The 22,948-nt window shown below is 41.0% G+C and carries 27 protein-coding genes; 10 read left to right on the top strand and 17 right to left on the bottom strand.

The window, feature by feature from the left end; all coding sequences use genetic code 11:
* Positions 1–168: 168 nt before the first annotated feature.
* Positions 169–834: a DUF2911 domain-containing protein gene (locus G529_RS15460; protein WP_084509737.1), complete on the top strand. Its 666-nt coding sequence runs from the start codon at positions 169–171 to the stop codon at positions 832–834.
* Here G529_RS15460 and G529_RS0104665 read toward each other — a convergent pair.
* Positions 771–1,199, bottom strand: coding sequence for an organic hydroperoxide resistance protein (locus G529_RS0104665; RefSeq protein WP_026914443.1), 429 nt, complete (start codon positions 1,197–1,199; stop codon positions 771–773). The genes G529_RS15460 and G529_RS0104665 overlap by 64 nt on opposite strands.
* Before the next feature lie 104 nt (positions 1,200–1,303).
* On the opposite strand from G529_RS0104665, the gene meaB reads away from it, so the two are divergent.
* Positions 1,304–2,380: a methylmalonyl Co-A mutase-associated GTPase MeaB gene (gene meaB, locus G529_RS0104660; protein WP_026914442.1), complete on the top strand. Its 1,077-nt coding sequence runs from the start codon at positions 1,304–1,306 to the stop codon at positions 2,378–2,380.
* Here meaB and G529_RS0104655 read toward each other — a convergent pair.
* The 5 genes from G529_RS0104655 to G529_RS0104635 form a co-directional block, all read right to left on the bottom strand.
* Complete coding sequence (locus G529_RS0104655) at positions 2,377–2,943, bottom strand: phosphatase PAP2 family protein (RefSeq protein WP_026914441.1); 567 nt, start codon at positions 2,941–2,943, stop codon at positions 2,377–2,379. The genes meaB and G529_RS0104655 overlap by 4 nt on opposite strands.
* Entirely contained in the window at positions 2,944–3,174 is a 231-nt protein-coding gene (locus tag G529_RS0104650) for a hypothetical protein (protein ID WP_026914440.1), read from the bottom strand.
* 3 nt (positions 3,175–3,177) lie between these two features.
* Positions 3,178–4,542 carry an MATE family efflux transporter gene (locus G529_RS0104645; RefSeq protein WP_026914439.1) on the bottom strand — a complete coding sequence of 455 codons (1,365 nt, stop codon included), beginning with the start codon at positions 4,540–4,542 and terminating at the stop codon, positions 3,178–3,180.
* Positions 4,543–4,615: 73 nt separating this feature from the next.
* On the bottom strand, positions 4,616–6,031 hold the full coding sequence (locus G529_RS15455; protein ID WP_035695451.1) for a M20/M25/M40 family metallo-hydrolase: 1,416 nt from the start codon (positions 6,029–6,031) through the stop codon (positions 4,616–4,618).
* A gap of 56 nt (positions 6,032–6,087) precedes the next feature.
* Positions 6,088–6,969 carry a PPK2 family polyphosphate kinase gene (locus G529_RS0104635; protein WP_026914438.1) on the bottom strand — a complete coding sequence of 294 codons (882 nt, stop codon included), beginning with the start codon at positions 6,967–6,969 and terminating at the stop codon, positions 6,088–6,090.
* Between the two features lie 78 nt (positions 6,970–7,047).
* Between G529_RS0104635 and G529_RS0104630 the strand changes: the two genes are divergently transcribed.
* The gene (locus G529_RS0104630; RefSeq protein ID WP_026914437.1) at positions 7,048–7,653 is read left to right on the top strand and encodes a hypothetical protein; all 606 of its coding nucleotides are present in this window, start codon (positions 7,048–7,050) and stop codon (positions 7,651–7,653) included.
* On the opposite strand, the gene G529_RS0104625 is transcribed toward G529_RS0104630, so the two are convergent.
* The 7 genes from G529_RS0104625 to G529_RS0104595 all read right to left on the bottom strand — a co-directional run bounded on the left by G529_RS0104625 (position 7,650) and on the right by G529_RS0104595 (position 14,819).
* Positions 7,650–8,816: a sigma-54-dependent transcriptional regulator gene (locus tag G529_RS0104625; protein ID WP_026914436.1), complete on the bottom strand. Its 1,167-nt coding sequence runs from the start codon at positions 8,814–8,816 to the stop codon at positions 7,650–7,652. The two genes, G529_RS0104630 and G529_RS0104625, sit on opposite strands and share 4 nt — an antisense overlap.
* The gene (locus tag G529_RS0104620; protein WP_026914435.1) at positions 8,816–9,715 is read right to left on the bottom strand and encodes a DUF6268 family outer membrane beta-barrel protein; all 900 of its coding nucleotides are present in this window, start codon (positions 9,713–9,715) and stop codon (positions 8,816–8,818) included. The genes G529_RS0104625 and G529_RS0104620 overlap by 1 nt, the downstream gene beginning before the upstream one ends.
* The gene (locus G529_RS15450; protein ID WP_035695450.1) at positions 9,705–10,640 is read right to left on the bottom strand and encodes a mechanosensitive ion channel family protein; all 936 of its coding nucleotides are present in this window, start codon (positions 10,638–10,640) and stop codon (positions 9,705–9,707) included. The genes G529_RS0104620 and G529_RS15450 overlap by 11 nt, the downstream gene beginning before the upstream one ends.
* A gap of 1 nt (position 10,641) precedes the next feature.
* On the bottom strand, positions 10,642–11,940 hold the full coding sequence (locus G529_RS0104610) for an ABC transporter permease (protein WP_026914434.1): 1,299 nt from the start codon (positions 11,938–11,940) through the stop codon (positions 10,642–10,644).
* Positions 11,933–12,862: an ABC transporter ATP-binding protein gene (locus tag G529_RS0104605; RefSeq protein WP_026914433.1), complete on the bottom strand. Its 930-nt coding sequence runs from the start codon at positions 12,860–12,862 to the stop codon at positions 11,933–11,935. Before G529_RS0104605 ends, G529_RS0104610 begins: the two co-directional genes overlap by 8 nt.
* Positions 12,863–13,069: 207 nt before the next feature.
* On the bottom strand, positions 13,070–14,194 hold the full coding sequence (dnaJ, locus tag G529_RS0104600; protein WP_026914432.1) for a molecular chaperone DnaJ: 1,125 nt from the start codon (positions 14,192–14,194) through the stop codon (positions 13,070–13,072).
* A 31-nt stretch (positions 14,195–14,225) separates the two neighbouring features.
* Positions 14,226–14,819: a nucleotide exchange factor GrpE gene (locus tag G529_RS0104595; protein WP_026914431.1), complete on the bottom strand. Its 594-nt coding sequence runs from the start codon at positions 14,817–14,819 to the stop codon at positions 14,226–14,228.
* Positions 14,820–14,972: 153 nt separating this feature from the next.
* On the opposite strand from G529_RS0104595, the gene G529_RS0104590 reads away from it, so the two are divergent.
* Positions 14,973–15,641, top strand: coding sequence for a YceI family protein (locus G529_RS0104590; protein ID WP_026914430.1), 669 nt, complete (start codon positions 14,973–14,975; stop codon positions 15,639–15,641).
* 53 nt (positions 15,642–15,694) lie between these two features.
* On the opposite strand, the gene G529_RS0104585 is transcribed toward G529_RS0104590, so the two are convergent.
* From G529_RS0104585 to G529_RS0104575, 3 genes are all read right to left on the bottom strand, one after another.
* Positions 15,695–16,597 (bottom strand): TIGR01777 family oxidoreductase, encoded by a 903-nt coding sequence (locus G529_RS0104585; protein ID WP_026914429.1) that lies wholly within the window; start codon positions 16,595–16,597, stop codon positions 15,695–15,697.
* Between the two features lie 74 nt (positions 16,598–16,671).
* On the bottom strand, positions 16,672–17,346 hold the full coding sequence (gene mnmC2, locus G529_RS0104580) for a tRNA (5-methylaminomethyl-2-thiouridine)(34)-methyltransferase MnmC2 (RefSeq protein WP_026914428.1): 675 nt from the start codon (positions 17,344–17,346) through the stop codon (positions 16,672–16,674).
* 1 nt (position 17,347) lies between these two features.
* Positions 17,348–17,860 carry a DUF4920 domain-containing protein gene (locus G529_RS0104575; protein ID WP_026914427.1) on the bottom strand — a complete coding sequence of 171 codons (513 nt, stop codon included), beginning with the start codon at positions 17,858–17,860 and terminating at the stop codon, positions 17,348–17,350.
* Positions 17,861–17,977: 117 nt separating this feature from the next.
* On the opposite strand from G529_RS0104575, the gene G529_RS0104570 reads away from it, so the two are divergent.
* Entirely contained in the window at positions 17,978–19,027 is a 1,050-nt protein-coding gene (locus tag G529_RS0104570; RefSeq protein WP_026914426.1) for a branched-chain amino acid aminotransferase, read from the top strand.
* Positions 19,028–19,079: 52 nt separating this feature from the next.
* Here G529_RS0104570 and G529_RS0104565 read toward each other — a convergent pair whose 3' ends face one another.
* Complete coding sequence (locus G529_RS0104565) at positions 19,080–19,466, bottom strand: pyrophosphohydrolase domain-containing protein (RefSeq protein WP_026914425.1); 387 nt, start codon at positions 19,464–19,466, stop codon at positions 19,080–19,082.
* Positions 19,467–19,512: 46 nt separating this feature from the next.
* Here G529_RS0104565 and G529_RS0104560 point away from each other — a divergent pair, with 46 nt between their 5' ends.
* The 5 genes from G529_RS0104560 (at position 19,513) to G529_RS0104540 (ending at position 22,931) form a co-directional block, all read left to right on the top strand.
* The gene (locus G529_RS0104560) at positions 19,513–19,701 is read left to right on the top strand and encodes a hypothetical protein (RefSeq protein WP_026914424.1); all 189 of its coding nucleotides are present in this window, start codon (positions 19,513–19,515) and stop codon (positions 19,699–19,701) included.
* Between the two features lie 53 nt (positions 19,702–19,754).
* Positions 19,755–20,810, top strand: a complete 1,056-nt coding sequence (locus tag G529_RS0104555) for an SRPBCC family protein (protein WP_026914423.1) — start codon at positions 19,755–19,757, stop codon at positions 20,808–20,810.
* Positions 20,803–21,174, top strand: coding sequence for a fluoride efflux transporter CrcB (gene crcB / locus G529_RS0104550; protein ID WP_084509735.1), 372 nt, complete (start codon positions 20,803–20,805; stop codon positions 21,172–21,174). The genes G529_RS0104555 and crcB overlap by 8 nt, the downstream gene beginning before the upstream one ends.
* Before the next feature lie 165 nt (positions 21,175–21,339).
* Positions 21,340–21,678, top strand: coding sequence for a P-II family nitrogen regulator (locus G529_RS0104545; RefSeq protein ID WP_026914421.1), 339 nt, complete (start codon positions 21,340–21,342; stop codon positions 21,676–21,678).
* A 26-nt stretch (positions 21,679–21,704) separates the two neighbouring features.
* Complete coding sequence (locus G529_RS0104540) at positions 21,705–22,931, top strand: ammonium transporter (RefSeq protein WP_026914420.1); 1,227 nt, start codon at positions 21,705–21,707, stop codon at positions 22,929–22,931.
* Positions 22,932–22,948: the final 17 nt, after the last annotated feature.

Below are 22,948 nucleotides of genomic sequence, written 5' to 3'. Positions count from 1 at the left end.
TTGATTACTTTTTGATTGGTTAGTTCACTTTAAAGACGAAACGCGATGGTTCGTGTTGCAAAAATTCCGAAATTAATTTTACAATCTCTATATATTCTTACATTTAAAGCGATTAGCTAGCCTGGTTTCTGGCAGGTTTCTTGGATCAATTCTTAAAAACTTTGAAAGATGAACAGTAAACTTAAAACAGGATTGAGTATTGCCGGGGGATTGATCGTGACAGTGTTACTTACAATACTGGTCATGCCCTATACTACTAAGGCACATAGTCCTGAAGGTCTGGTAACCTTTCAACAGAATGGTATTGGCCTCGAGGTTGCTTATAACCGGCCATATAAAAAAGAAAGGCAGATCTTTGGAAAGCTTGTACCTTATAATGAAGTATGGCGTACAGGAGCGAATGAAGCGACCACCTTTGAAACAACTTCAGACATTCTTGTGGATGGAAGTTTACTGAAAGCGGGTAAATACACGCTGTGGACCATTCCTATGGAGAATAGCTGGAAGGTGATTTTTAACGAACAAATGTATCCATGGGGCATAGACATGGACAAAAAAGCATACAGAGACGCCCAATTTGATGCACTTGTACTGGAAAGACCTGTAAATAAACTGGCGGAAGTAACGGAGCAGTTCACGATCTCCTTTGAAGAAGCCGGAGATTTTATTTCCATGGAACTGGTCTGGGATCAGGTAAGAATTGAGATCCCTATAAAAAAAGAAGAGACGCCAGTAAGCGCCTCAACTAATACTTTGATATCTGAACAAAACTATTCTTCGTCCAGCATCAGGTTTAATGTAACATCGATGTTGTCTCTCGTTGCTCTGGAGTAAGGACAAACTTCGTGTGCTTCGTTTACCAGTTTTTCACCAGTTTCCACATCAACTCCCGGAATGTAGGCATCCAGAATTGCAGAAAGCTGAAGGTTTCCAGAATCGGTCTGACCCAATTTTACGGTAGCGGTTACGCTATAATCTCCAAGATCGATCTTATGTTGTTTTGCAACATGCTCTAGGGCACTGCCGTAACAGGCAGAATATCCCGCAGCAAATAATTGTTCTGGATTGGAATAATCTCCCCCTTCGCCACCAAGGCTTTTAGGCTTTCTTAGTTCCATATCCAATATACCATCTTCACTACGAGTATGCCCGTTACGACCACCTTCTGTAGTGACTGTAGTTTTATACAAATTCTTCATTGCGTAAAATAATTTAAGTAATTTAGTTTTCTCCAATATACCAAGCATTTGAAAATGCCTGAAAAACCTAGTCATAATTTTCTCATAAATATTACCGCTTCATTTTGAACGAACACCAGCACAAATCTGCGTTAAGCGAATCTCAAAGCAACCATTCTTCTGGAAATGTAAGTGCGGCATCTGCGCGTAGAATAAAAGATTCACGGCGCAAGAAATCTTCGGAAAAATCTCTACTGAAAGACCTGCTGGAAGGGAGCAAAACTGCTTTGGGAAGATGTATTACCCTGGTAGAAAGCAATCAACCGAAGCATAAGCAATTGGCAGAAGTAATCGTGGAGGGAGCATTGCCATATGCTAAAAAATCCATACGTATTGGTATAACCGGGGTCCCTGGCGTTGGAAAAAGTACATTTATTGAAAGTTTTGGTTCCTATCTTATTGAACAGGGTAAAAAGGTTGCTGTTCTGGCGGTAGATCCTAGCAGCTCAGTGTCCCATGGCAGTATCCTGGGAGATAAAACCCGAATGGAGAAACTGGTCACTAAGAAAAACGCCTTTATACGGCCTTCGCCAAGTGGAGATTCTTTAGGCGGGGTTGCCCGTAAAACCAGGGAAAGTATCTTATTATGCGAAGCCGCTGGTTTTGATGTCATTCTTATTGAGACCGTTGGCGTCGGCCAGAGTGAAACTACAGTGCATAGTATGACCGACTTCTTTTTACTTCTAAAACTGGCTGGCGCTGGAGATGAATTACAGGGAATTAAACGCGGCATCGTGGAAATGGCAGATGCCATCGTCATCAATAAAGCTGATGGTGAGAATCAGAAAGCTGCACGCGAAGCAAAACTTGAGTTTAAAAGAGCCCTTCAGCTATACCCGCCAAAAGCTAGCGAGTGGAAACCACAGGTTCAATTGATTAGTGCTTTATACGAGAAGGGTATTTCCGAAATATGGGAGATGATCACAGAGTTTAAAGCTACTACCAGCGAAAATGGATATTTTGAACACAACAGGCAGGAACAAAATAAGTTCTGGTTATTTCAAAGTATAAACGATCACCTGAAAAGCAGGTTTTACAGTGATGCGAAAGTAAAAACAGCACTTGAAAAGCAACTCAGGCTCATCGAAGAAAATAAAACCACAGCCTTCGCCGCGGCGCGTGAATTACTGAAATTATCTTAGTCCTTCAGAAACTTCAGAAAAAGATATTTTCTTAATACATGAAACAGGAAACCAAAACCTGTTCCTATCAATATACCGGTAAGCACATCTCCCGGATAATGTACACCCAGATAAATCCTGCTGTAAGAAACCACCAGGGCCCAGATGCCCAGTATTAAAAGCATTTTTGGATACGCTCTTCGGAATAAAAGTCCGAGGAAAACAGCGACTCCTGTTGAATTAGCCGCGTGTGCAGAGAAATAACCGAACCTGCCGCATCGTTCTGCCACATAGCGTGCATATTCCATCACCCCTTCCTGCCGGCAAGGTCTGGGTCTTTCAAATCCATGCTTGAACAAATTTGCCAGTTGATCTGTAGCTGTAATGAGCAGTGTTACCACCACCATGGTAATTAGCATGGCTTTCCAGCCGAATTTTCGAAATATCAAATAGAGCAACAGCGCGTATAATGGAATTGCCATCCATTTATCACTAATTGCGATCCAGAGCCAGTCCCATTCTTCTGCACCCAGATTATTGAGATACAGAAAGAGTTCTTTGTCCAGGGCTACTAATTTCTCCATTTAGTTCTCTTCGTACCTGCTTACTTCGCGATCATAAAATTCAGAAGCATCTTTGATGATGCCTTCCATTTCACCAGACAATTCTTTTTCATCTTCCTTGTCAAACTCTTCCAGCCACTCTACCTCGTCGTCCTTAAGATCGATAACGAAGCGTGGAAATTCCGTATGAATCACGAATATAGATTCAGGATAATCGGTATTGTCTCCTAAAATGAACTTTGGTAATTCCATAGTTTATGCGTTTAATGTTGCTTCTTTAGTTCTAATTAATTTTCGGCTAAGATAATTGAACCGGAAATATAACATAATTGCGGAAGCCGTTAGACCGGCCAGTAAACCAAGCCAGATTCCCATGCTACCAAGCCTTTCTGGCTGGCCGTAATAGAAACTCACTGGAAAGCCGATGATCCAGTAGGCTATAAAACAGAAAACAGTGGGGATCTTGACGTCCTGCAGTCCTCTCAATGCACCAAGGATCACCACCTGTATACCGTCGCTTAGTTGAAATAATGCTGCGACAACCAGCAACTGTGAAGCCAGTGAGATCACTTCAGCATTATCTATATAAAAAGTAGGTAAAATATCCTTCAGCAATACGAACAAAAGTGCAAATACCGCTTCAATAAGAAATACTAAAAGGAATATCGATATTCCTATGCGTCTAAGTTCTCTGTACTTTTTCAATCCTACCTGATTGCCGACCCTAATAGTTGCTGTTACTCCCAAACCTACCGCGATCATAAAAGTCATACTTGCCAAATTCAGTGCAATCTGGTTTGCAGCCTGAGGATTGGTTCCCAGGTTACCCGCAAGAATGATTGTCCCGGTAAAGATGGCGACTTCAAAAAGCATTTGCAAGGCTGTAGGAAATCCAAGGGATAATAATCTCTTAAAAATGCTCCATTTCAGCATCTCCTTTTTTGACCATTTAAAGTACTCGGCAAATTTGGATTTGCGGCGGAGGATCTCCCATACGAACCAGAGCATAAAAAATCTTGAAATCAATGTACCCCAGGCAGCTCCTTCCAGCTCAAGGCGTGGAAAGATCCAGACCCCATAGATAAGCAAGTAGTTAAAGATAACGTTCACCACATTTGCCAGTAGCGTCGCATACATTGCGTATCTCGTTTGGGAAAGTCCGTCTGCAAATTGCTTGAACGCCTGGAAGGCCATTAATGGCAACATGGAAAGCGCCACAATATTTAGATACGGGATGGCCAGATCTACTACTTCTGGCGGTTGATCAAGATAATAGAGCAAAGGTTTTGCGATAAGCAGCACGATGAAAAGAAACAGGCCGTTGATCGTACAGAGAATAAGACCGTGATGAAAATAACTTCTACCGCCTTCCACATCATTCGCACCATCGGTTTCAGCAATGAGCGGGGTAATCGCGAAGCTAAAACCTATCCCCAGGGACATTGCGATAAAAACCAGGGCGTTCCCAAGAGATACTGCGGCCAAAGGTGCAGCTCCCAATCTTCCTATCATCAAATTATCAACAAGGCCTACCATGACATGCCCCAACTGCCCAAGCATCACCGGGTAAGCGATGTTCAGGTTTTTACCGAATTCTTTCGTATAAGCTGATAATTGCAAAGCTCGAATTTAAGTTTGCAAAGGTAGGCCCTTTAAATATCTTTTAAAGAAATGACCTGAAATAATTCTCTTTCTACTTCTTCAATTGTGTTGTATTGGAAATGGAATCCAACCCATACTTATCTACAAGATAGACCAAGGAAGCCATGGTGGCTGCTCCCAGCTCCAGCTCTCTTTTGTTTACCGCATCAAAAGTATCGTTCGCGGCATGGTGATAATCGAAATAGCGCTGGGAATCTGGTCTTAATCCAGCAAGCACCGTGTCACCACCTTCCAGCGGACCAATATCAGCTCCACCACTACCCTTTTCAAAATAATGGATTAAATAAGGTTTGAAAAGCGGTTTCCAGGTAAGTACTTTATTAAATTGAGAGTCAGTCGCGTTGAAGGTAAAACCTCTCGGTGTAAATCCTCCGGAATCGCTTTCAAGGGCAAAGACATGATCTTCATTCTTTTCCTTTGCAACCTCAGCATACTTATTCCCACCGCGAAGGCCATTTTCCTCATTCATGAACAGGACCACACGCAAGGTTTTTTTAGGCTGATAGCCGGTCTCCTTCAACAACCTGAGAACTTCCATAGATTGCACCACTCTAGCGCCGTCATCATGAGCACCATCTCCGAGATCCCAGGAATCCAGGTGACCACCTACGACCATGATCTCATTTGGAGATTCAGAACCAGTAATTTCACCAATTACATTATAAGATTGCACATCTGGGAAGTTCCTGCAATTCATTTTAAAATAAACCTGCAGGTCTTTCTGGATCTTTAGCATACTGCTTAGATATGCTGCATCGTTCGTGGAAATTGCCGCTGCCGGTATCTTTTGATCATCAGCCAGATCTCCATAACTCATGGAACCTGTATGTGGCAGATCGTCCATTCGAAGATTCATTGAACGTACAATGACGCCAACTGCCCCATATTTGGCTGCTTCCTCTGCACCAGAATAACGTTGATCCACACAACCACCATAAGCTTCAAAAGTAAGGATATGATCTGCTCGCATTGGCCGGTTATAAAACACGATCTTACCTTTGATCTGTTCCTCCCCGTATTCTTTTAATTGTTCCAATCCCTGTACTTCGATCACCTCAGCTTTCGTACCACCTACAGCCGTTGCAATAGAACCACCAAGAGCGGTAATATTCAGGTTTCGGGTATCTCCAGGACCGGTTTGCACATAAGCGAATTCACGTTCACCTCTCGTCCATTTTGGCACCATGACCGGCTGTAACCAGACTTTATCCAGGCCTAAAGATTCCAGTTCTTTTTTAGTGTATTCCACCGCCTGTTCTGCATTGAATGAGCCTGATAATCGACCACCTATTTCATTAGAAAGATGATCCAGCCACTCGTAACTTTTACCATTAAGAAGTGACATGTCATAGATCTTCCTGATATTTAAGGAGTCTGTTGATTGCGCAATCACTGCTGAATGGATTCCAAAGAAAGACAGTGCCAGGGTACAGAGTAATTTTTTCATTAATTGGGATTTGATCGCAAAATACTTGAATTTGTACAGTTCAAAAACTGAAGCGGCTATTTTTCAGCATTTAATTCTGCTTTGTAGTCATCCAGATTTTTTAGTATCTCCGGAGCAAGTTGCGGTTCCTTTACATCAGTATATTTCTGAAGTTCATCTTTCAGGATCTTTGCTACAAGATATCTCGCAGTAGGTTTATCATCAGCCGGAATGATGTACCAGGGAGCATTTTCCGTAGAAGTATTATTGATCGCCGCCTCGTAGCAATCCTGGTAGGCATCCCAAAGTTTTCTTTCCTTAAGATCCCCAGGAGAGAATTTCCAGTTTTTGCTGGGTTTATTAAGCCTTCTTAGCAAGCGATCCCGTTGTTCGTCTTTGGAAAGATGAAGGAAAAATTTGAAAATGATGGTACCATTTTGCGCGATATGATTCTCAAAATTCCGGATCTGCTCAAAACGTTGCTCCCAGAATTTTTCATCGATGTCCTCCACACCCTCTATACCTGGTATATTTTCGTTCATGATATATTCCGGATGAACGCGAGTTACCAGCACATTTTCGTAGTGGGTTCTATTGAAAACACCAAATTTACCACGCTCCGGTAAAGCGATATAATGTCGCCACAGGTAGTCATGTTTGAGTTCCTTATCTGAAGGGGTTTTGAAACTGTGCACCACCACTCCCCTGCTGTTAAAATCCTTGAATACCTCCCGGATGAGACTGTCCTTTCCCGCCGTATCCATTCCCTGCAGACAAACCAGCACACTATATTTATGATGCGCATAAAGGATATCCTGCCAGTCGCCAAGTTCCTTTCTTACATCCTTAAGTTTATCTTTGATCTTATCTTCTGAAGCTTCCATATCTATCCTGGTAGGCTTCTCTTTCAAATTGAATTTTTCGGTGATTTTAAACTGGGAATGGTCTATTTTCTTCATAAGATTATTATATGAACCACTAAAGATACGATCTTTATAAAAGTTAATTTTTTTATCTTCGCCACAAATTAATCAGGCTTGGACAAATTAGAAAGAAAAGATATCATCGACAAGGTCACTACACTTCTTAAGGAGATCCCTTCTTCTATGGATATAGTAAAAAAAGGTGGTGATCGGGACAGGAGATTTAGATACCTGGCTACACACATGGTAGACAAAGCCATTGAGAAAGATGCGCTTATCGTTTCTGAAAATCGCCAGGGTATTGCCATCCTGTTTAAGACCAGCAAAAAAGACAATAATATCTGGAAGGATCTATGGTCTCAATTAAAGCTTGTGGCTAATGTTACCGGCGTGCAAAATGCGCTGGACATTCTGAAAACTCAGAAGTATATCAAGAATCAGCGACCTCAGGAGGGTGAATATCTGTACTGCTGGTTCTGGGGTATTCTTAAAGAATACCGTGGGGCAGACACGCAGGTTGGGAAGGAAATGAAAGATGTTTTCTTTAGAACTGCCCACGATACAGGTTTGGAACTATATGCGGAAACCCGCGGGAGAACGAATGCTATCGTTTACCAACGGGTTGGTTTTGATCTTTTTCATGAATGGGACCATCCAAGTGGTGATACCATGTATTTTTTGAAATACGATCCTAAGAAGCCTAGAAACAAAAGGCCTTAGAACCTGCTCCCGAAAAGCTCTACATCTTCTCTGGTAATTTCCTTACCTCCTAGAATGATGAGCCTTTCTACTACATTTCTAAGCTCTCTTACATTCCCGCGCCATTCACTTTGTTTGAGCATTTCAATAGCTTCTGCAGTGAATTCTTTTTTATTCGTTCCCTGTTCTGAAGCGATCTTTTCACTGAAATGATCTACCAACAGTGGAATATCATCTTTCCGATTCTTCAAGGCCGGAACTTCGATGAGGATAACCGCGAGGCGATGGTAAAGATCCTCTCTAAAATTGTTTTCTTCAATTTCTTTTTTGAGATCCTTGTTGGTTGCTGCAACTACTCTTACATCTACTTTAATATCCTTGTCACTACCTACTCTGGAAATTCTGTTTTCCTGAAGAGCTCTGAGTACTTTTGCCTGAGCAGACATGCTCATATCCCCAATCTCATCCAGAAATATAGTCCCTTTATTAGCAGCTTCAAATTTACCAGCCCGATCTTTGTTGGCAGAAGTAAATGCACCTTTTACATGCCCAAAAAGTTCACTTTCTATTAATTCTGAAGGAATGGCAGCGCAATTCACTTCCACCATGGGACCTTTAGACCGGTCGCTTTTCTGGTGCAACCAGTGCGCAACAAGTTCTTTTCCAGTTCCATTGGGACCGGTGATGAGCACGCGCGCATCGGTATGTGCAACTTTTTCTATCATACCCTTGATCCGGCTTATCTCTTCTGAATCACCAATCATTTCGTAATTCTTACTCACCTTCTTCTTAAGCCGGGTATTTTCCACTACCAGTTCTTTGCGATCCAGCGCATTTCGAACTGTATTCAGCAACCGGTTAAGATCTGGTGGTTTGGAGATATAGTCAAAAGCTCCGGCTTTCATGGTATTTACCGCGGTATCAAGGTCCCCATGTCCCGAGATCATGACTACCGGGATCTCTGGTTTGATCTTTTTGGTAGCTTCAAGGACCTCTACACCATCCATTTTTGGCATTTTAATGTCACAGAGGATCAGGTCAAAATCTTCATTTTTAACCAGCTCCATTCCGGCAAGTCCGTCTTCAGCTTCGGTGACATGATAATCTTTGCTTTCTTCGCTCAGGATCTTATTTAGGACCCGTCTTATGCTCGCTTCGTCTTCTATCAGTAGTATTTTTGCCATTAGAATATTGTAAATTTTATTCCGCTTCTCGCGTAAAATGTATTTGTTTCATTGATTGTGTACAGATCCTCACGATCTGCATCACGCAACCTTATATCATTGAGTAAGGTATGACCACCATAAATATAAAGCTTCAGGTGATCTGTAATGCTGTATTGATAACCTAGACCGCTTAGTAATATGGTCATGGACATGCTTTCCGCTTTCGGCCTGTCATTAAAAACCAAGGGCTGGGTATCTATGTTTCTCTGGATATTCGCAAAAAAACCGTCCAGTGTAATAAAAGCCTGTAACTCGCTGTTTTCGCTGAAATGATATTTCATATTTGTCTTTGGTATCCCCACGGTATAAGACCAGTTTTCAGCCCATTTACGGTAATAGCTTACTATAGGCAAAGGAAATGGAAATCCGGTCGTTGTACTATAACGTAATCCCAGGATAAGTCGCCACGGGATCTCAACCTCTTCCTTATCCCTTATTTTGACGAAAAACACAGACCCCGTGTAAATAAGATCATCTGCCAGAATGGTATTTTCAGAAAAATTTGAAGCAATTTTCAAACCACCCTCAGCACCAAACCTCCAGTCAGCTCCAAATTTGAAAGTATATCCCAGTGAGCCAGTAAAAGACTGGAACCTGTCCAGGTCCCTGGTTTGGAATCCTGTTGGATCTTCGAATTTAAAATTCACGTTTCTGTATTCCACGCTTGGCACAAGATAAGCACCATCTTTCTTTAAGGCAATGGGATAAGCAACCTGGGCCCTAAACCTTCGGAAGGAATTATCTGAATTTTTCTGTGGAAAATAAGTGTACTCGATCCTGGCAAGATCGGCTGTCTGGGCGTTCAGAAATGAAAAACCCAGCAAACACCATACGAATATCCATAAATTATGCTTCATGCTCTGGAATTTGAACATTAGGAAACTTATTCCCTGGCGGGTAGAACATATGTACATCCCTTTGTGGGAAAGGAATGGTTATATCATTCAGCTTAAACTTATCGTTGATCTTGAATCTCAATTCACTCTTTACTTTTGGGTCTACAAAACTGTCGGAAACATAGAAATGTAACCCAAACATCAAGGCCGAATCTCCAAAATCTTCAAAAAGGACAAAGGGTTCAGGCTTCTTTAAAATTCCTTTCTGCTCCTTTGCGCACTCCAGTAGAATCATCCTTACCTTTTCAACATCACTTCCATAAGCAACCCCAACCTTAACCGATTCGCGCGTGGTCTTATGGTTTTGTGTATAATTGAAAACGGTATCACTAATAAATTTATGATTGGGAATGATCATTACTTTATCGTCCCTGGTAAGCGCCCTGGTGGTTCGCAGCTTGATCTCAAATACTCGGGCTACGCGCCCATCCATTTCAATGATATCTCCAACCAGCAATGATTTATCGAGAATTATAAAAATTCCTCCAATTACATCCTGAAATAATTCCTGCAATGCGAGACCAAGTCCCACGAACAGGGCGGCAGAAGCAGTTAACAGGATGGTTACGTCTACACCCGTGGAGCTCAATGTAATGAGGATCACCGCTAGATATACGAAGTATTTGACGAATTTGAAGACACTAATGAACTTCAACTTATCTTCCTCCATCAATTTGGAGGTAATGAAAGAACGCAATAGACGTAAGGCAACACTGGTAAGTAAAAAAGAAAGTATGATAATGATGATCATTCCAATGGTGATCTTAACATCATCTCCTCCTATCTGGTAGCTAAATCCCGCGTTCCAGAAATCCTGGATCATCCCCCAGATATCCTCCTCAATTACCTCTGTAACCTTTTCTTTTGTAGATTGATCGTCCTGCATCCTAATACTTAAGCCACTTATACAATTCTTTATAGCCTGGTTTCTTCCCGTACATTAAAATTCCCACGCGATAAATTTTAGCTGATAACCAAAGTACAGCGAAATTGGTTCCAATTAAAATAATGATGGAAATTAAGATCTCATACCATGGCACGCCAAATGGAATTCGCATCAACATAACGATTGGAGAGGTAAATGGTATAAAGGAAAAGATGGTGGAGACTGTTCCATGCGGATTTTCCACCACGGAAAAGAATCCTACATAGATTCCTAAGATCAATGGTAGAATGACCGGAAACATAAACTGTTGCGTATCTGTCTCACTATCTACTGCAGCACCTATGGCCGCATAAACCGAACTGTAAAGAAAATATCCTCCTATAAAATAGATCACAAAGAAACTTAGAAGACTCGCGTAGGGTAACTTAAGAATATCGATCACTAATTGATTGATCTTGGGATTACCCGCATTCTCCATCGCTAAGGTTGCCGGAGTTTGTGCAGCCATGGGATCGATACCTAGAAATGTGGATAGGCCAACCAGAAGAACGCTCCCCAGAATAACCCAGACCACAAATTGCGTTAATCCGGCAAGACTGGTCCCCAACACTTTACCCAGTAGCAACTGGAAAGGTTTTACAGAAGAAACGATGATCTCGATGATACGGTTCGTTTTTTCCTCGATCACGCTCCTCATCACCATATTCCCATAAATGATTATAAACATCATAAGCAGGTAACCGGCGGCACCACCAAAAAACATCTTGATGTAATTAGACATTTTCGAGCTTTTTTCACCCGAGAAATTCTGAATATCCACGCTAACATCTGCTCTGGCTTTATCAATTTCTGAAACATCAATTCCTTTATCTATAAGTTGTTTCCGGGTTAATTTATCTGAAATAGTCTTTTCAATATTTTCAATGGTTCCGAAACCAGGTGATTCTTTACCGAAGAATTCAATGGTATCGGGTTTGCCACTAAGCGAATTAAGAGAAGCAATATGAATTAGTCCGAAGTATTCATTTTCCAGCACCTGTGTCCTGGCAAGCTGCAGATCTTTTTCTGAAAGATCAAGGTACTGTACCTGTTCACCATCTTTAAATTCTGAAGCAAATAATCCCGTATCATCATGGATACCAATAATCTTTTGATCTGTACTATTAAGCATGCTTAGGTAAGCGATCAACATGATCATCCCAACAAAGATCAGCGGACTCAGAAACGTCATCACGATAAAGGTCTTGTTGCGAACCCGGGCAAGATATTCCCTGCTTATGATCAATTTTAAATTACGCATTCTGAGTCACGGTTTTAATGAAAATATCATTTACTGAAGGAATCACCTCAACAAAATGGTTCACTTTGGCCCTGGTGAGCAGATATCTGAGCAATTCATTGGAATCATCTTTTTCACCAACTTTGATCGTAAGTTTTAGATCATCCTGAATACTTTTGTACTTAGCCGGGCCAACTACAAATTTTGACTGAAGATCCTGGTACAATGCACTTTTATCTGCAGTTTCCAGTCCAATTTCAAAAGTATTTGATGTATAGGCTTTTTTGATCTCGTTGATTGGACCATCCAGTAATTTGTTCGATTTGTGGATAAGAGCGATATAGTCACAGAGCTCCTCCACGCTTTCCATACGATGTGTAGAAAATAAAATGGTAGCTCCTTCATCCCTCAATTGCAAGATTTCATCCTTGATGAGGTTTGCGTTTACCGGATCAAATCCACTAAAAGGTTCATCAAAAATAAGAAGCTTTGGTCTATGCAGCACGGTGATCACAAACTGAACTTTCTGAGCCATTCCCTTGGACAATTCCTGGATCTTTTTGTCCCACCAGGCTTCAATCTCTAGTTTTTCAAACCAGTACTTAAGTCTTTCTTTGGCCTCCGCCTTGCTCAATCCTTTAAGTCTTGCCAGGTATAACGCCTGTTCACCAACCTTCATGGACTTATACAAACCGCGCTCCTCTGGCAAATAGCCTATATGAGCAATGTCATCTGGATGCAATGGTTTACCATCAAGATAAACCATGCCTTCATCTGGCATGGTGATTTGATTTATGATCCTGAGGAAAGTGGTTTTTCCCGCACCGTTGGGACCCAGCAATCCAAAAATACTTCCTCGTGGAATACTTAGCGAAACGTCGTTAAGGGCTGTGAATTTTCCGAAGCGTTTATACACATTTTCGGCTACCAGAAGATGATCCATAGAGTTCTTTATAGAATGTTAAAGATATAGAAATAGGTACAGAGAAAAAGTTGATTAAGAAGATTTTATTATTCTGAAAAGGCCTCAAAAAACAAAACCCACCCTTAATAAATTAAGGATGGGAAAAAAATTGCTATGAAAAAGAAAAATTATCGCTAAAAGACTTAGCGATAATCAAATATATAAAAATTTTCTTAAAATTAGATTTTATGAAAACATATCTTTCACTTTTTCAAAAAAGGACTTATCGCTTTTTTCAGGATTCGGCTGGAAGTTCTCGTCATTAGCCATTCTTTCGAAAAATTCCTTTTGCTCCTTATTTAAAGTTTTTGGAGTCCAGACGTTTACATGAACCAGCAAATCACCTTTTCCGTAGCCATTGATACTACTAATGCCTTTCCCGCGTAAACGTAAGATCTTACCAGATTGAACTCCTTCCTCGATCTTGATACGCACTTTTCCAGTTACCGTATCGATCTCTTTGGAGGTACCAAGAGCAGCTTCAGAATACGTAATGTACAGATCATAGTGAAGATTATCTCCTTCACGCTGCAAACTCTGGTGTTCTTTCTCTTCAATAGCTACAAGCAGATCGCCCGGAATGCCGTTACCTGGTGCATCGTTCCCTTTCCCGGAAACCTTTAATTGCATACCATCCTCAACTCCGGCAGGGATCTTTATAGAAACCGTCTCCTCTTTAGTAATTAAACCCTGGGCATCTGCGCCATCAGGTTTTTTATCGATGATCTGTCCAGATCCACCGCAAGTTGTACATGGAGAAGCCGTTTGCATCCTACCAAGTATGGTGTTGGTCACTCTGGTTACCTGCCCGGAACCATTACAAGTACTACAGGTTTTATATGTTGTACCTGATGCCTGAACTTTACGCTTTACCTTGATCTTCTTCTCGCAACCATTGGCAATTTCTTCAAGATTAAGACTTACCCGAATTCTGAGGTTACTTCCTTTCGCACGACGCTGTCCGCCGCCAAAGCCACCGCCAAAGCCGGAGAAGCCTCCGCCTCCGCCAAAGCCACCGCCAAAAATATCGCCAAACTGGCTGAATATGTCATCCATATTCATACCACCGCCGCCTCCACCGAAGCCGCCGTCAAATGCCTGATGACCAAAACGATCATATTTAGCACGTTTCTCCTGATTCCCTAATACTTCATAGGCTTCAGCAGATTTTTTGAACATATCTTCAGCTGATGAATCTCCAGGATTCTTATCCGGGTGATATTTTAAAGCCAGTTTTCTATACGCTTTTTTAATTTCTGCTGCTGAAGCGTCTTTACTTACGCCTAATATTTCGTAATAATCTTCTTTCATACTGTGTTTTTACAATTCTGTAAAAGCGTTTTTATTTTCCTGTAACCACTTTTGGATACCTGATAATTCTTTCTCCAAGTTTATAACCCGGTTCGACCACGTCTACAATCTTACCTTTAAGGTCTTCTGATGGCGCTGGAATTTGAGTAATTGCCTCATGAATTTCAGAATCAAAATCACTACCCTGCTCTACTTCCATTCTTTCCAGACCTTTTGCCTTTAGAGTCTCACGAAGTTTGTTATGAATAAGCTCAACTCCCTTTCTAAGATTCTCGTCTCCAGATTTATTGATCTCGTTCATGGCCCTGTCAAAATCATCCATTACCGGCAGCATGGCTGTCATTACTTCCTGGTTGGCAGTCTTGAACAATTCAAGTCTTTCCTTCGACGTCCTGCGCTTATAGTTTTCAAATTCTGCAAAAAGTCTAAGGAATTTGTCCTTTTCCTTCTGAAGATCTTCTATCATGCGCTCTTCTTCGCTAAGTTCATGGGCGCTATCGTTAGCATGCGCTTCGGCTTCATCACCAGACTCATCTATTTCATTAATCGCTTCATCCATCGCATTTTCAACCTGGTCTTTTATACTCTTATCTTCGTCCTTTATATTATCTTCTTTTCGGCTCATTTTATAAAAAATTTACTTTCTGCAGCTATTGGGTCAAAATCGTTGCCAATTAAGTTGAAATGTCAAAATGTCACTGAAATTTTTTAATAAAATTTTATGAAGCAGGATTTGATTTTCAAATTACTTTTGCGCCGAATATAAAAAACTTTAACAATGAAAAGATTATTACTGAATGCTTTTGTAGTGGCTAGTCTGGGACTTGGTTTCACAGCATGTAAGAATAACAATAACGAAGCTGAAACTGCTGAAGCTAAGGATGCTGCGACTGCTGAAGCTGAAGCAATGGAGTACAAAGTAGATACTACTGCTTCTACGATCGAATGGCAGGGGTCTAAGCCTACTGGAAATCATACAGGAACTATCGCTGTAAAAGAAGGTACTTTTATGGCTACAGATTCTACGATCCAGAGCGGAACCTTTGTGATAGACATGAAGTCTATTGAAGTGACAGATCTTGAAGGAGAAGAGAAGTCTAATCTTGAAGCTCACCTTATGGGAACTGTTGAAGGTAAAGAAGGTGATTTCTTTAACGTACAGGAATACCCTGAAGCTACTTTTGAAGTAACTGGTATTACAAAAGAAGAAGGTGCTACCATGCTACAAGGGAACCTTACTATGAAAGATGTTACTAAGAATATTACTTTCCCTGTTACTATCAGCAAAGACAATGAAACTTATACTATCAGCAGTAAAGATTTCAGCATTGATCGTACAAAATGGAACGTGAATTACGGATCTAAGTCTGTATTTGAAGGTTTAGGTGACCAGTTCATCAATGATGATATTCAACTAACAATCAACCTTAAAGCTAAAAAGGCTTAATTAAGTAAGGATAAATGATATAAAAAGGCTGCCAGTAGGCAGCCTTTTTTATTTTAGATTAGATCATCCAAAGCTTTGGAAAGATTTGAATATTGAAATTTATATCCATGCTCTTCGATCTTTTTACAACTTACGAGCTGGCTGGAAAGCACAATCTGTGACATTTCACCGAGCATAGTTTTCAGTACGAATTTTGGAACATTTGGAAGCCATAATGGTTTATTGAGTTTCTCGGCCAACTGCCTGGTCATTTCCTTATTCGTCACCGGGTTCGGAGCAACAGCATTGTAAACTCCCGTGAGCTCCCTTTCTATAGCATGTAGAAAAATACCTGCAAGGTCATCCAGGTGTATCCAGCTCTGCCATTGTTTACCACTTCCCAGGGGTGCGCCAACATTCATTTCAACAGGCTTCCTGACTTTCTCTAGCATTCCTCCCTTTTCCGAGAGCACCAGGCCAACACGTATTTTCGCTACATCAATACCAAGATTAGAAAACCTGTCTGCCGCTCCCTCCCATTTCTTCACAACGGTACCTACAAAATTATTAGCCAACGCCTCATCATCTTCAAAATATAATTTTTCCAATGAATCTGGATATTTACCAATCGCACTGGCCGAAATAAAGTTTTCTACCTCGTGCTCGTTGTTCTTCAGCGTATGATATAGCAGTGCAGCAGTTTCGGTTCTGCTTTTAATAATTGTTTCTTTATAGTCTGAAGTCCATTTTTCAGCAATACTGGCACCTGCAAGATGAACGATCGTCTTGACACCATCCAGGCATTCCCTTTCTATTTCTTCCGACTTTGGGTCCCAGTAAAAACCTTTGTAATCCTCTCTTTTCTCAATCTTGGATTTACTGGTGGTTAGATAATGTACTATCATACCACTCTCCCTGCATAGATCGCTCAACCTGGAACCAATCATACCTGTAGCTCCCGTAATAAGTACTTTCATCGCTTTTTTTGGAGAAATATACGACAGACCAAAGGGAGGTGTAGAAAAATTCTACAGGTTTAACGAGAAAGCAGTTATAGTTTAACAGCTCTTAACATTTCACGCTTCCCGGGAGGACCGGGCAACTTTTCTACCTGAAAGCCAGCAGATATCATTGCCCTGCGAACACTTCCTTTAGCTGCATAGGTCACCAGAACCCCTTGCTGTCTTAATGCTTTGTACATGGAGTTGAATATATCCTCTCCCCATAGTTCAGGCTGCACCCTTGCACCAAAAGCGTCAAAGTACACAAGATCAAATTGGTTGAAGAGATCTATTTCCTGAAATTTCAGTTGATTTTTAATTAGGGAAAACTTATTGGTGATAGAAGCTATTTTTTCCCAGGGAACCGCGTGAAGTTTTAGAAATTGATCTTCAGCAGAAACAGCATCTGCAGCCTCTGGATAATTAAGTTTCTCAATTTCCATTGCAGTTACCGGATAGGCCTCTACACCTTTGTAGCAAATTTCCGTATCCAGTCGATTGGATTCTAAAAGTGTTAGAAAGGCATTCAGGCCAGTTCCAAAACCAATCTCAAGAATATCTACCGGTCGCTTAGAGTTGTTTTCAAGCCAATGATGCAGTCCTATATTTAGAAATACATGCCTGGCCTCCTGAATAGCACCATGTTTGGAATGATACTGTTCGTCCCACTCCGGTAAGTGTATTGTTACAGAACCATCGCTGGTGGTGATGATTTTTCTTTCCAAATTATTTCTTCAAAAGGACTCCATCTGCCAGGAATCCAAAGGATTGTTCACGTTCTGTTATTGCAGCGATTTCTACTTCAGATTTTCCAGCATCTTTAGCGTAATGCTTTTGATCTTCTACGCTGGTAACTTCAGCAAATGCTTTCCCATTCACTACTACCTCTTTTCCTTCTATATCCTTCGGAACAAAAAATGCGTAGTCCTTAAATTTCACCATGGGATCCTTATCGGTTTCAGGAAGATCCAATACCATCCAGCAACCTTTTTCCTTACAAACACTCATCACCCTGGTGCTGAAGCTTACATTAAGAGTATCACCTGTTTCCAGTGCCTTATATTTTTCAAGCATTTCCGAAGCATTCAAAGCCGCGTCACCAGAGAATTTCTTTCCGAAACTCTCATAAGTTTCCTGAACTTCCTGTACTTCAGCAAGGTCATTATTCGTTGATTTTTCAGCTTCTTTGCAACTCACCAGGCTCAGAGCGATGGCTGCGATAACTAATGTTATTCTCATGATTCTCAGATATTACAGGGTATTCTGTGCCAAATTTACCAAAACTTTAGATTTTGATTCTACTTTTAATTAGGTAAATTTGCGCAACAAGACTGAACAACCACTAAATACCAACTAATGATAGAGATACAAAGGACCACCGAATCTAAAATTGATAAGACTAATTTTGACGATCTAGCTTTCGGACAGGTTTTTTCAGATCATATGATGGAATGTGATTATAAGGATGGGGCGTGGCAAAAACCTGTCATCAAACCTTACGGACCACTGTCTTTACAACCATCTGCACGAGTGTTTCACTACGGGCAGGCTGTTTTTGAAGGGATGAAGGCATATAAAGATAAGGATGATCGCATCTGGCTTTTCAGACCAGAACAAAATTTCGAAAGAATCAACAAATCCAGTGCGCGAATGGCAATTCCTGAGTTTCCGAAGCAGTTTTTTTTCGAAGCCCTGGAAGAACTTTTAAAATTAGATAAAGACTGGATCAAAAAAGGATTCGGAAACAGTTTATATCTAAGACCGTTCGTGATTGCTACAGAAGCTGGTGTTTCAGCTTCCGCAGCGAAAGAATATAAATTCATGATCATTTGTTCTCCGGCACAGGCATACTACAGCGGAGAAGTGAGAGTGAAATTTTCAGAAAAATACAGCAGGGCTGCAGATGGCGGAGTTGGATTTGCGAAAGCTGCCGGTAATTATGGCGCACAATTCTACCCAACCAATCTCGCCAAGGAAGAAGGTTTCCAGCAAATCATTTGGACAGACGCAAATTCTCATGAATACCTGGAGGAAGCCGGAACTATGAATATCTTCTTCAGAATTGGAAATAAACTGGTAACCGCTCCAACGAACGACCGTATTTTAGATGGTGTTACCAGAAAAAGTGTTATAAAACTTGCTGAAGCTAACAATATTGAAGTAGAAGTTCGTCGGGTTAGTGTACAGGAAATTGTTGAAGCTGCCAGAACAGGAGAACTTAAAGAAATGTTTGGATCTGGAACAGCAACTGTGATCAATCCTATCGTTGGTTTTGGTCATAAAGACGAGAAGTTCGAGTTACCCAAAATAGATGATTCCTACGCCAGTTTTTTCAAAGATACCCTTATGAAAATTCAGTACAACGAAGCGGAAGACCCTTACAACTGGACATACGAGGTGAAATAACATTTATTTTACCCGTACGATAATAGATCCCGGAAGCTCTCTTCCGGGATTTTTATTTTCCCAGGATTTTGCCAAGCTCAGGTTTGAAATAATTGTCACCCTTCAGGACTTTACCATCTTCTCTGTAGACTGGTTTTCCAAATTCGTTTAGTTTGCTCATATTGCTTCGCTGTATCTCTTCAAATACTTCCTCAATTTTGTGCTGAAGGCCATGTTCGAGAATGGTACCGCAAAGCACATAGAGCATATCTCCCAGTGCGTCTGCCACCTCCACCAGATCTCCCTTGTTGGCAGCCTCCAGATATTCTTCATTCTCTTCCTGCATTAAATGATATCGCAGAAGGTTCTTAGCATTTCCAAGATTAGCCTTCGGCTTTTGATTAACACCCAGACCAAAGGCAGTATGAAACTCCTGCACCGAGGCAATAGCTTTCTTCATGACTAGAAATATTTAAAAAGATTAACTTTGCTGAAAAATTAAATAAATGTTTTCTACCGGACAACTTATATTCGCTGCCTTTTTTGTGGTAGCATTTATCATTGTGATGATCATTAGTTACCGAAAAGACCTCAAGCTCCACAAGAAATATTATAAAGGAAGCCTGCTGGTTCTACTTGCATTTATTGCTTTTATTGTTATTCTTTTCATTATCAAGACGCAGCTGAATCATTGATTCCAGAAAGCGTTTTAAAATAATTATATTGGTCCCCGATAATCCTTACCATCATGAAAATTATTAAATACCTGTTTTTCCTATTACTAATCATCTTTATTGGTGCATCAATCTATATCGCTACTAAAGATGGAAGTTACCAGGTTCAGGAACAACGTATGATCGCAGCTCCGCAGGAAGTTCTGTTTGATGAGGTTAATGATCTTACTACCTGGAAAGAGTGGGAACCATGGTCAAATGGTGCCAATGACATGATTATTAACTACGGTGACAAAACTGTTGGTGAGGGTGCAAATTATGACTGGAGTAGTGAGGAAATGGGTGATGGTTCGCTTGTAACCACCAAAGCCAATCCTCATGGTACGATCGAGCACCAGGTGACATTTAAAACCATCTTTGGAGAAAGCACCAGTGATATTTTTTGGTCTTTCGAAAAGCAAAATGACAGTATTTTAACGACCTGGACTCTTAAAGGGGATCAAACCTTTCTTGAAAAGGCTGCCTTCCTTTTCGAAGACGAAAGTATGACTCAGCGACTACAGCCGTTGTTCAAACAGGGACTGGATAATCTTGAGGAGCAGGTTAGAAAAGAGATAGAAAGCTATACCATAAACGTTGATGGTATAACGCAACATGGCGGAGGCTATTACCTATATATCACCACGGCCAGCAGGCTTTCGCAGATTCCAGATAAAATGAATGCCATGACCAATGATGTAGGAAACTTTATGAATTCCAACAATATTGAGATTACTGGCAAACCATTTATTCTCTTCAATGAAAGAAACGAAGATCGGGGAACTGCTATTTATTCTGCAGCGTTCTTTACCCCAAGCGAAGTCATCACACCTCAGGATAGTCAAGTACTGAACGGTTTTATGCCGAACCAAAAAACCCTGAAAACCACCCTCAAAGGTGATTACGAATATTTACAGGAAGCCTGGAACGAGGCTTACCAGTATATTCAGGAGAATAACCTGGTGATTGCGGAGGACGCAGAGTTCTTCCAGGTTCATGTAACCGGACCTAAGGACAATGCCAACCCGGCTGAATGGATCACGCACTTGTACATTCCACTCGGAGAAAAAGAACCGACCTTAGATGATTAAAAATTTACTACTCGTTTTTCTTGGAGGAGGTTTAGGATCCAGTCTGCGATATTTGATAAGCAAGTATCTAAATGATAGCGCGACTATTCCCCAGGGAACTTTAGTAGTAAATGTTCTGGGTAGTTTCATTCTAGGCCTTGCACTTGGCTGGCTTATAAAACAGAATATGCTTGATCACCCATTGTATTTCCTCTTAGCCGTTGGCTTTTGTGGTGGTTTCACCACTTTTAGCAGCTTTTCTTTCGAAAATTTCAACCTCATCAAATCTGGTGATTATATTTCTTTCTCCGTTTACTTTCTGGGTAGTATTGCCCTCGGAATTATTTCTGTATTCCTCGGAATTTTACTTTCAAGACAGTTTTAAGCAGTAGGCTTAATATATAAACTTCAAATTTAAACTTCATATTTGAACACCCCTAAATTTATAGGGGTGTTTTTTATTTATATCGTAAAAGTTACTACGATACCCATCTTTTTGAAGGGGCTGTGAAAGTTTTTAATAACTTTAACCTTCTCTTAATCAATATTTATGAAAAAAATTGAAGCGATTATTCGCAAGTCTGAATTTGACAAGACAAAAGCAGCCCTGCACTCAATTGGAGTCACATTTTTTAGCTACTGGGATGTTACCGGTGTTGGTAATGAAAAGGTAGGTCACGTCTATCGAGGTGTATCATACAGTACTGCAGATATTCAACGTAGATACCTTTCAATCGTGGTTACAGACAGTTTTATGGACAAAACCATTGAAACATTAATGGAAGCTGCCTATACCGGCAATGTAGGAGATGGAAAAATTTTCGTCTCAACAATAGACGAAGCCTACCGCATAAGAACCAAAGAAAAAGGTTCAGAATCACTCAAGTAAAACTACAATTTCAACAGTAACTTATTATGGAAGGAATATTAACTATCAATAACGTATGGATGATGATCTGTACGGCACTCGTTTTCTTTATGCACATGGGCTTCGCTCTTCTAGAGATTGGCCTAACCCGGCAAAAAAATACGATCAACATACTATTTAAGAACCTTTTTATTATTACTGTAGGCTTGCTTCTGTACTGCCTGCTAGGGTTTAACTTAATGTATCCCGGAGAATTCAATGGATATTTTGGTTTCGCTGGCTTTGGACTGGATAGCCCACTTACAGATGGCAGTCTTGACCTGGCGTACAATGAAGGCTATACCTACTGGACAGATTTTCTATTCCAGGGGATGTTTGCAGCTACGGCAGCGACGATCGTGTCTGGTGCGGTTGCCGAAAGGATTAAACTAAATAGCTTTATGATCTTCGTCATTCTTTATGTTGGAATCGTTTATCCTATAGCCGGATCCTGGAAATGGGGCGGAGGATTCCTTGATGAAATGGGATTCTATGATTTCGCTGGTTCAACGCTGGTACACTCTGTGGGTGGTTGGGCAGCCCTGGTAGCGATCTACCTTTTAGGAGCAAGAATTGGCAAATTCAAGGATGGCAAAATTGGAGCATTTCCAGGTCATTCCATGCCCTTTGCCACGGCTGGAGTATTGATCTTGTGGTTAGGTTGGTTTGGCTTCAATGGAGGCTCGGTCCTTTCTGCAGATCCTGAACTCACCTCACTTACACTGGTTACTACCTGTCTGGCAGCAGCAGCAGGCGGTGTAGCATCCTTTATATTTTCGAGCATTCTCTACAAGAATTACGATATAACAATGTTTTTAAATGGAATCCTGGGCGGACTGGTAGGAATCACCGCCGGTGCAGACCAGATGTCTCCTACAGACGCCATTCTAATTGGTGCCATTGCAGGTGTCATCATTGTTCTGGGAGTAGCGCTTATCGATAAACTGAAATTGGACGATCCGGTAGGTGCCGTTGCAGTTCATTTGATCTGCGGAATATGGGGAACCCTTGCCGTTGGTATCTTCGGAAATATGGCAGGAATAGATCAGTTCATCACCCAGCTTATTGGTGTTGGAGCGTACGCAGTTTTTTGTATCGTAACCTCATTCATCATATTCTATGTTCTGAAGCTTACTCTGGGACTAAGAGTTTCAGCAAAAGAAGAAACTGAAGGACTGGATATCCACGAGCACGGAATGGATGCTTATCCAGATTTCGGATTAAATCAAAAATAGCAGTAAAAATAGAAACG

This window comes from Christiangramia portivictoriae DSM 23547 (genome assembly GCF_000423045.1).
In the GTDB taxonomy this organism is placed as follows: Bacteria; Bacteroidota; Bacteroidia; order Flavobacteriales; family Flavobacteriaceae; genus Christiangramia; species Christiangramia portivictoriae.
The sequence above is the reverse complement of the archived record's forward strand: the minus strand, read 5'-3'. Positions and strand labels throughout refer to the sequence as shown.

What these genes read in the sequence shown, in the direction of transcription:
- G529_RS15460 (WP_084509737.1), top strand. Translation starts at nt 169, where the DNA reads ATGAACAGTAAACTTAAAACAGGATTGAGTATTGCCGGGGGATTGATC.
- G529_RS0104665 (WP_026914443.1), bottom strand. Translation starts at nt 1,199, where the DNA reads ATGAAGAATTTGTATAAAACTACAGTCACTACAGAAGGTGGTCGTAAC.
- G529_RS0104655 (WP_026914441.1), bottom strand. Translation starts at nt 2,943, where the DNA reads ATGGAGAAATTAGTAGCCCTGGACAAAGAACTCTTTCTGTATCTCAAT.
- G529_RS0104650 (WP_026914440.1), bottom strand. Translation starts at nt 3,174, where the DNA reads ATGGAATTACCAAAGTTCATTTTAGGAGACAATACCGATTATCCTGAA.
- G529_RS15455 (WP_035695451.1), bottom strand. Translation starts at nt 6,031, where the DNA reads ATGAAAAAATTACTCTGTACCCTGGCACTGTCTTTCTTTGGAATCCAT.
- G529_RS0104635 (WP_026914438.1), bottom strand. Translation starts at nt 6,969, where the DNA reads ATGAAGAAAATAGACCATTCCCAGTTTAAAATCACCGAAAAATTCAAT.
- G529_RS0104625 (WP_026914436.1), bottom strand. Translation starts at nt 8,816, where the DNA reads ATGGCAAAAATACTACTGATAGAAGACGAAGCGAGCATAAGACGGGTC.
- G529_RS0104620 (WP_026914435.1), bottom strand. Translation starts at nt 9,715, where the DNA reads ATGAAGCATAATTTATGGATATTCGTATGGTGTTTGCTGGGTTTTTCA.
- G529_RS15450 (WP_035695450.1), bottom strand. Translation starts at nt 10,640, where the DNA reads ATGCAGGACGATCAATCTACAAAAGAAAAGGTTACAGAGGTAATTGAG.
- G529_RS0104610 (WP_026914434.1), bottom strand. Translation starts at nt 11,940, where the DNA reads ATGCGTAATTTAAAATTGATCATAAGCAGGGAATATCTTGCCCGGGTT.
- G529_RS0104605 (WP_026914433.1), bottom strand. Translation starts at nt 12,862, where the DNA reads ATGGATCATCTTCTGGTAGCCGAAAATGTGTATAAACGCTTCGGAAAA.
- dnaJ (WP_026914432.1), bottom strand. Translation starts at nt 14,194, where the DNA reads ATGAAAGAAGATTATTACGAAATATTAGGCGTAAGTAAAGACGCTTCA.
- G529_RS0104595 (WP_026914431.1), bottom strand. Translation starts at nt 14,819, where the DNA reads ATGAGCCGAAAAGAAGATAATATAAAGGACGAAGATAAGAGTATAAAA.
- G529_RS0104590 (WP_026914430.1), top strand. Translation starts at nt 14,973, where the DNA reads ATGAAAAGATTATTACTGAATGCTTTTGTAGTGGCTAGTCTGGGACTT.
- G529_RS0104585 (WP_026914429.1), bottom strand. Translation starts at nt 16,597, where the DNA reads ATGAAAGTACTTATTACGGGAGCTACAGGTATGATTGGTTCCAGGTTG.
- G529_RS0104575 (WP_026914427.1), bottom strand. Translation starts at nt 17,860, where the DNA reads ATGAGAATAACATTAGTTATCGCAGCCATCGCTCTGAGCCTGGTGAGT.
- G529_RS0104570 (WP_026914426.1), top strand. Translation starts at nt 17,978, where the DNA reads ATGATAGAGATACAAAGGACCACCGAATCTAAAATTGATAAGACTAAT.
- G529_RS0104565 (WP_026914425.1), bottom strand. Translation starts at nt 19,466, where the DNA reads ATGAAGAAAGCTATTGCCTCGGTGCAGGAGTTTCATACTGCCTTTGGT.
- G529_RS0104560 (WP_026914424.1), top strand. Translation starts at nt 19,513, where the DNA reads ATGTTTTCTACCGGACAACTTATATTCGCTGCCTTTTTTGTGGTAGCA.
- G529_RS0104555 (WP_026914423.1), top strand. Translation starts at nt 19,755, where the DNA reads ATGAAAATTATTAAATACCTGTTTTTCCTATTACTAATCATCTTTATT.
- crcB (WP_084509735.1), top strand. Translation starts at nt 20,803, where the DNA reads ATGATTAAAAATTTACTACTCGTTTTTCTTGGAGGAGGTTTAGGATCC.
- G529_RS0104545 (WP_026914421.1), top strand. Translation starts at nt 21,340, where the DNA reads ATGAAAAAAATTGAAGCGATTATTCGCAAGTCTGAATTTGACAAGACA.
- G529_RS0104540 (WP_026914420.1), top strand. Translation starts at nt 21,705, where the DNA reads ATGGAAGGAATATTAACTATCAATAACGTATGGATGATGATCTGTACG.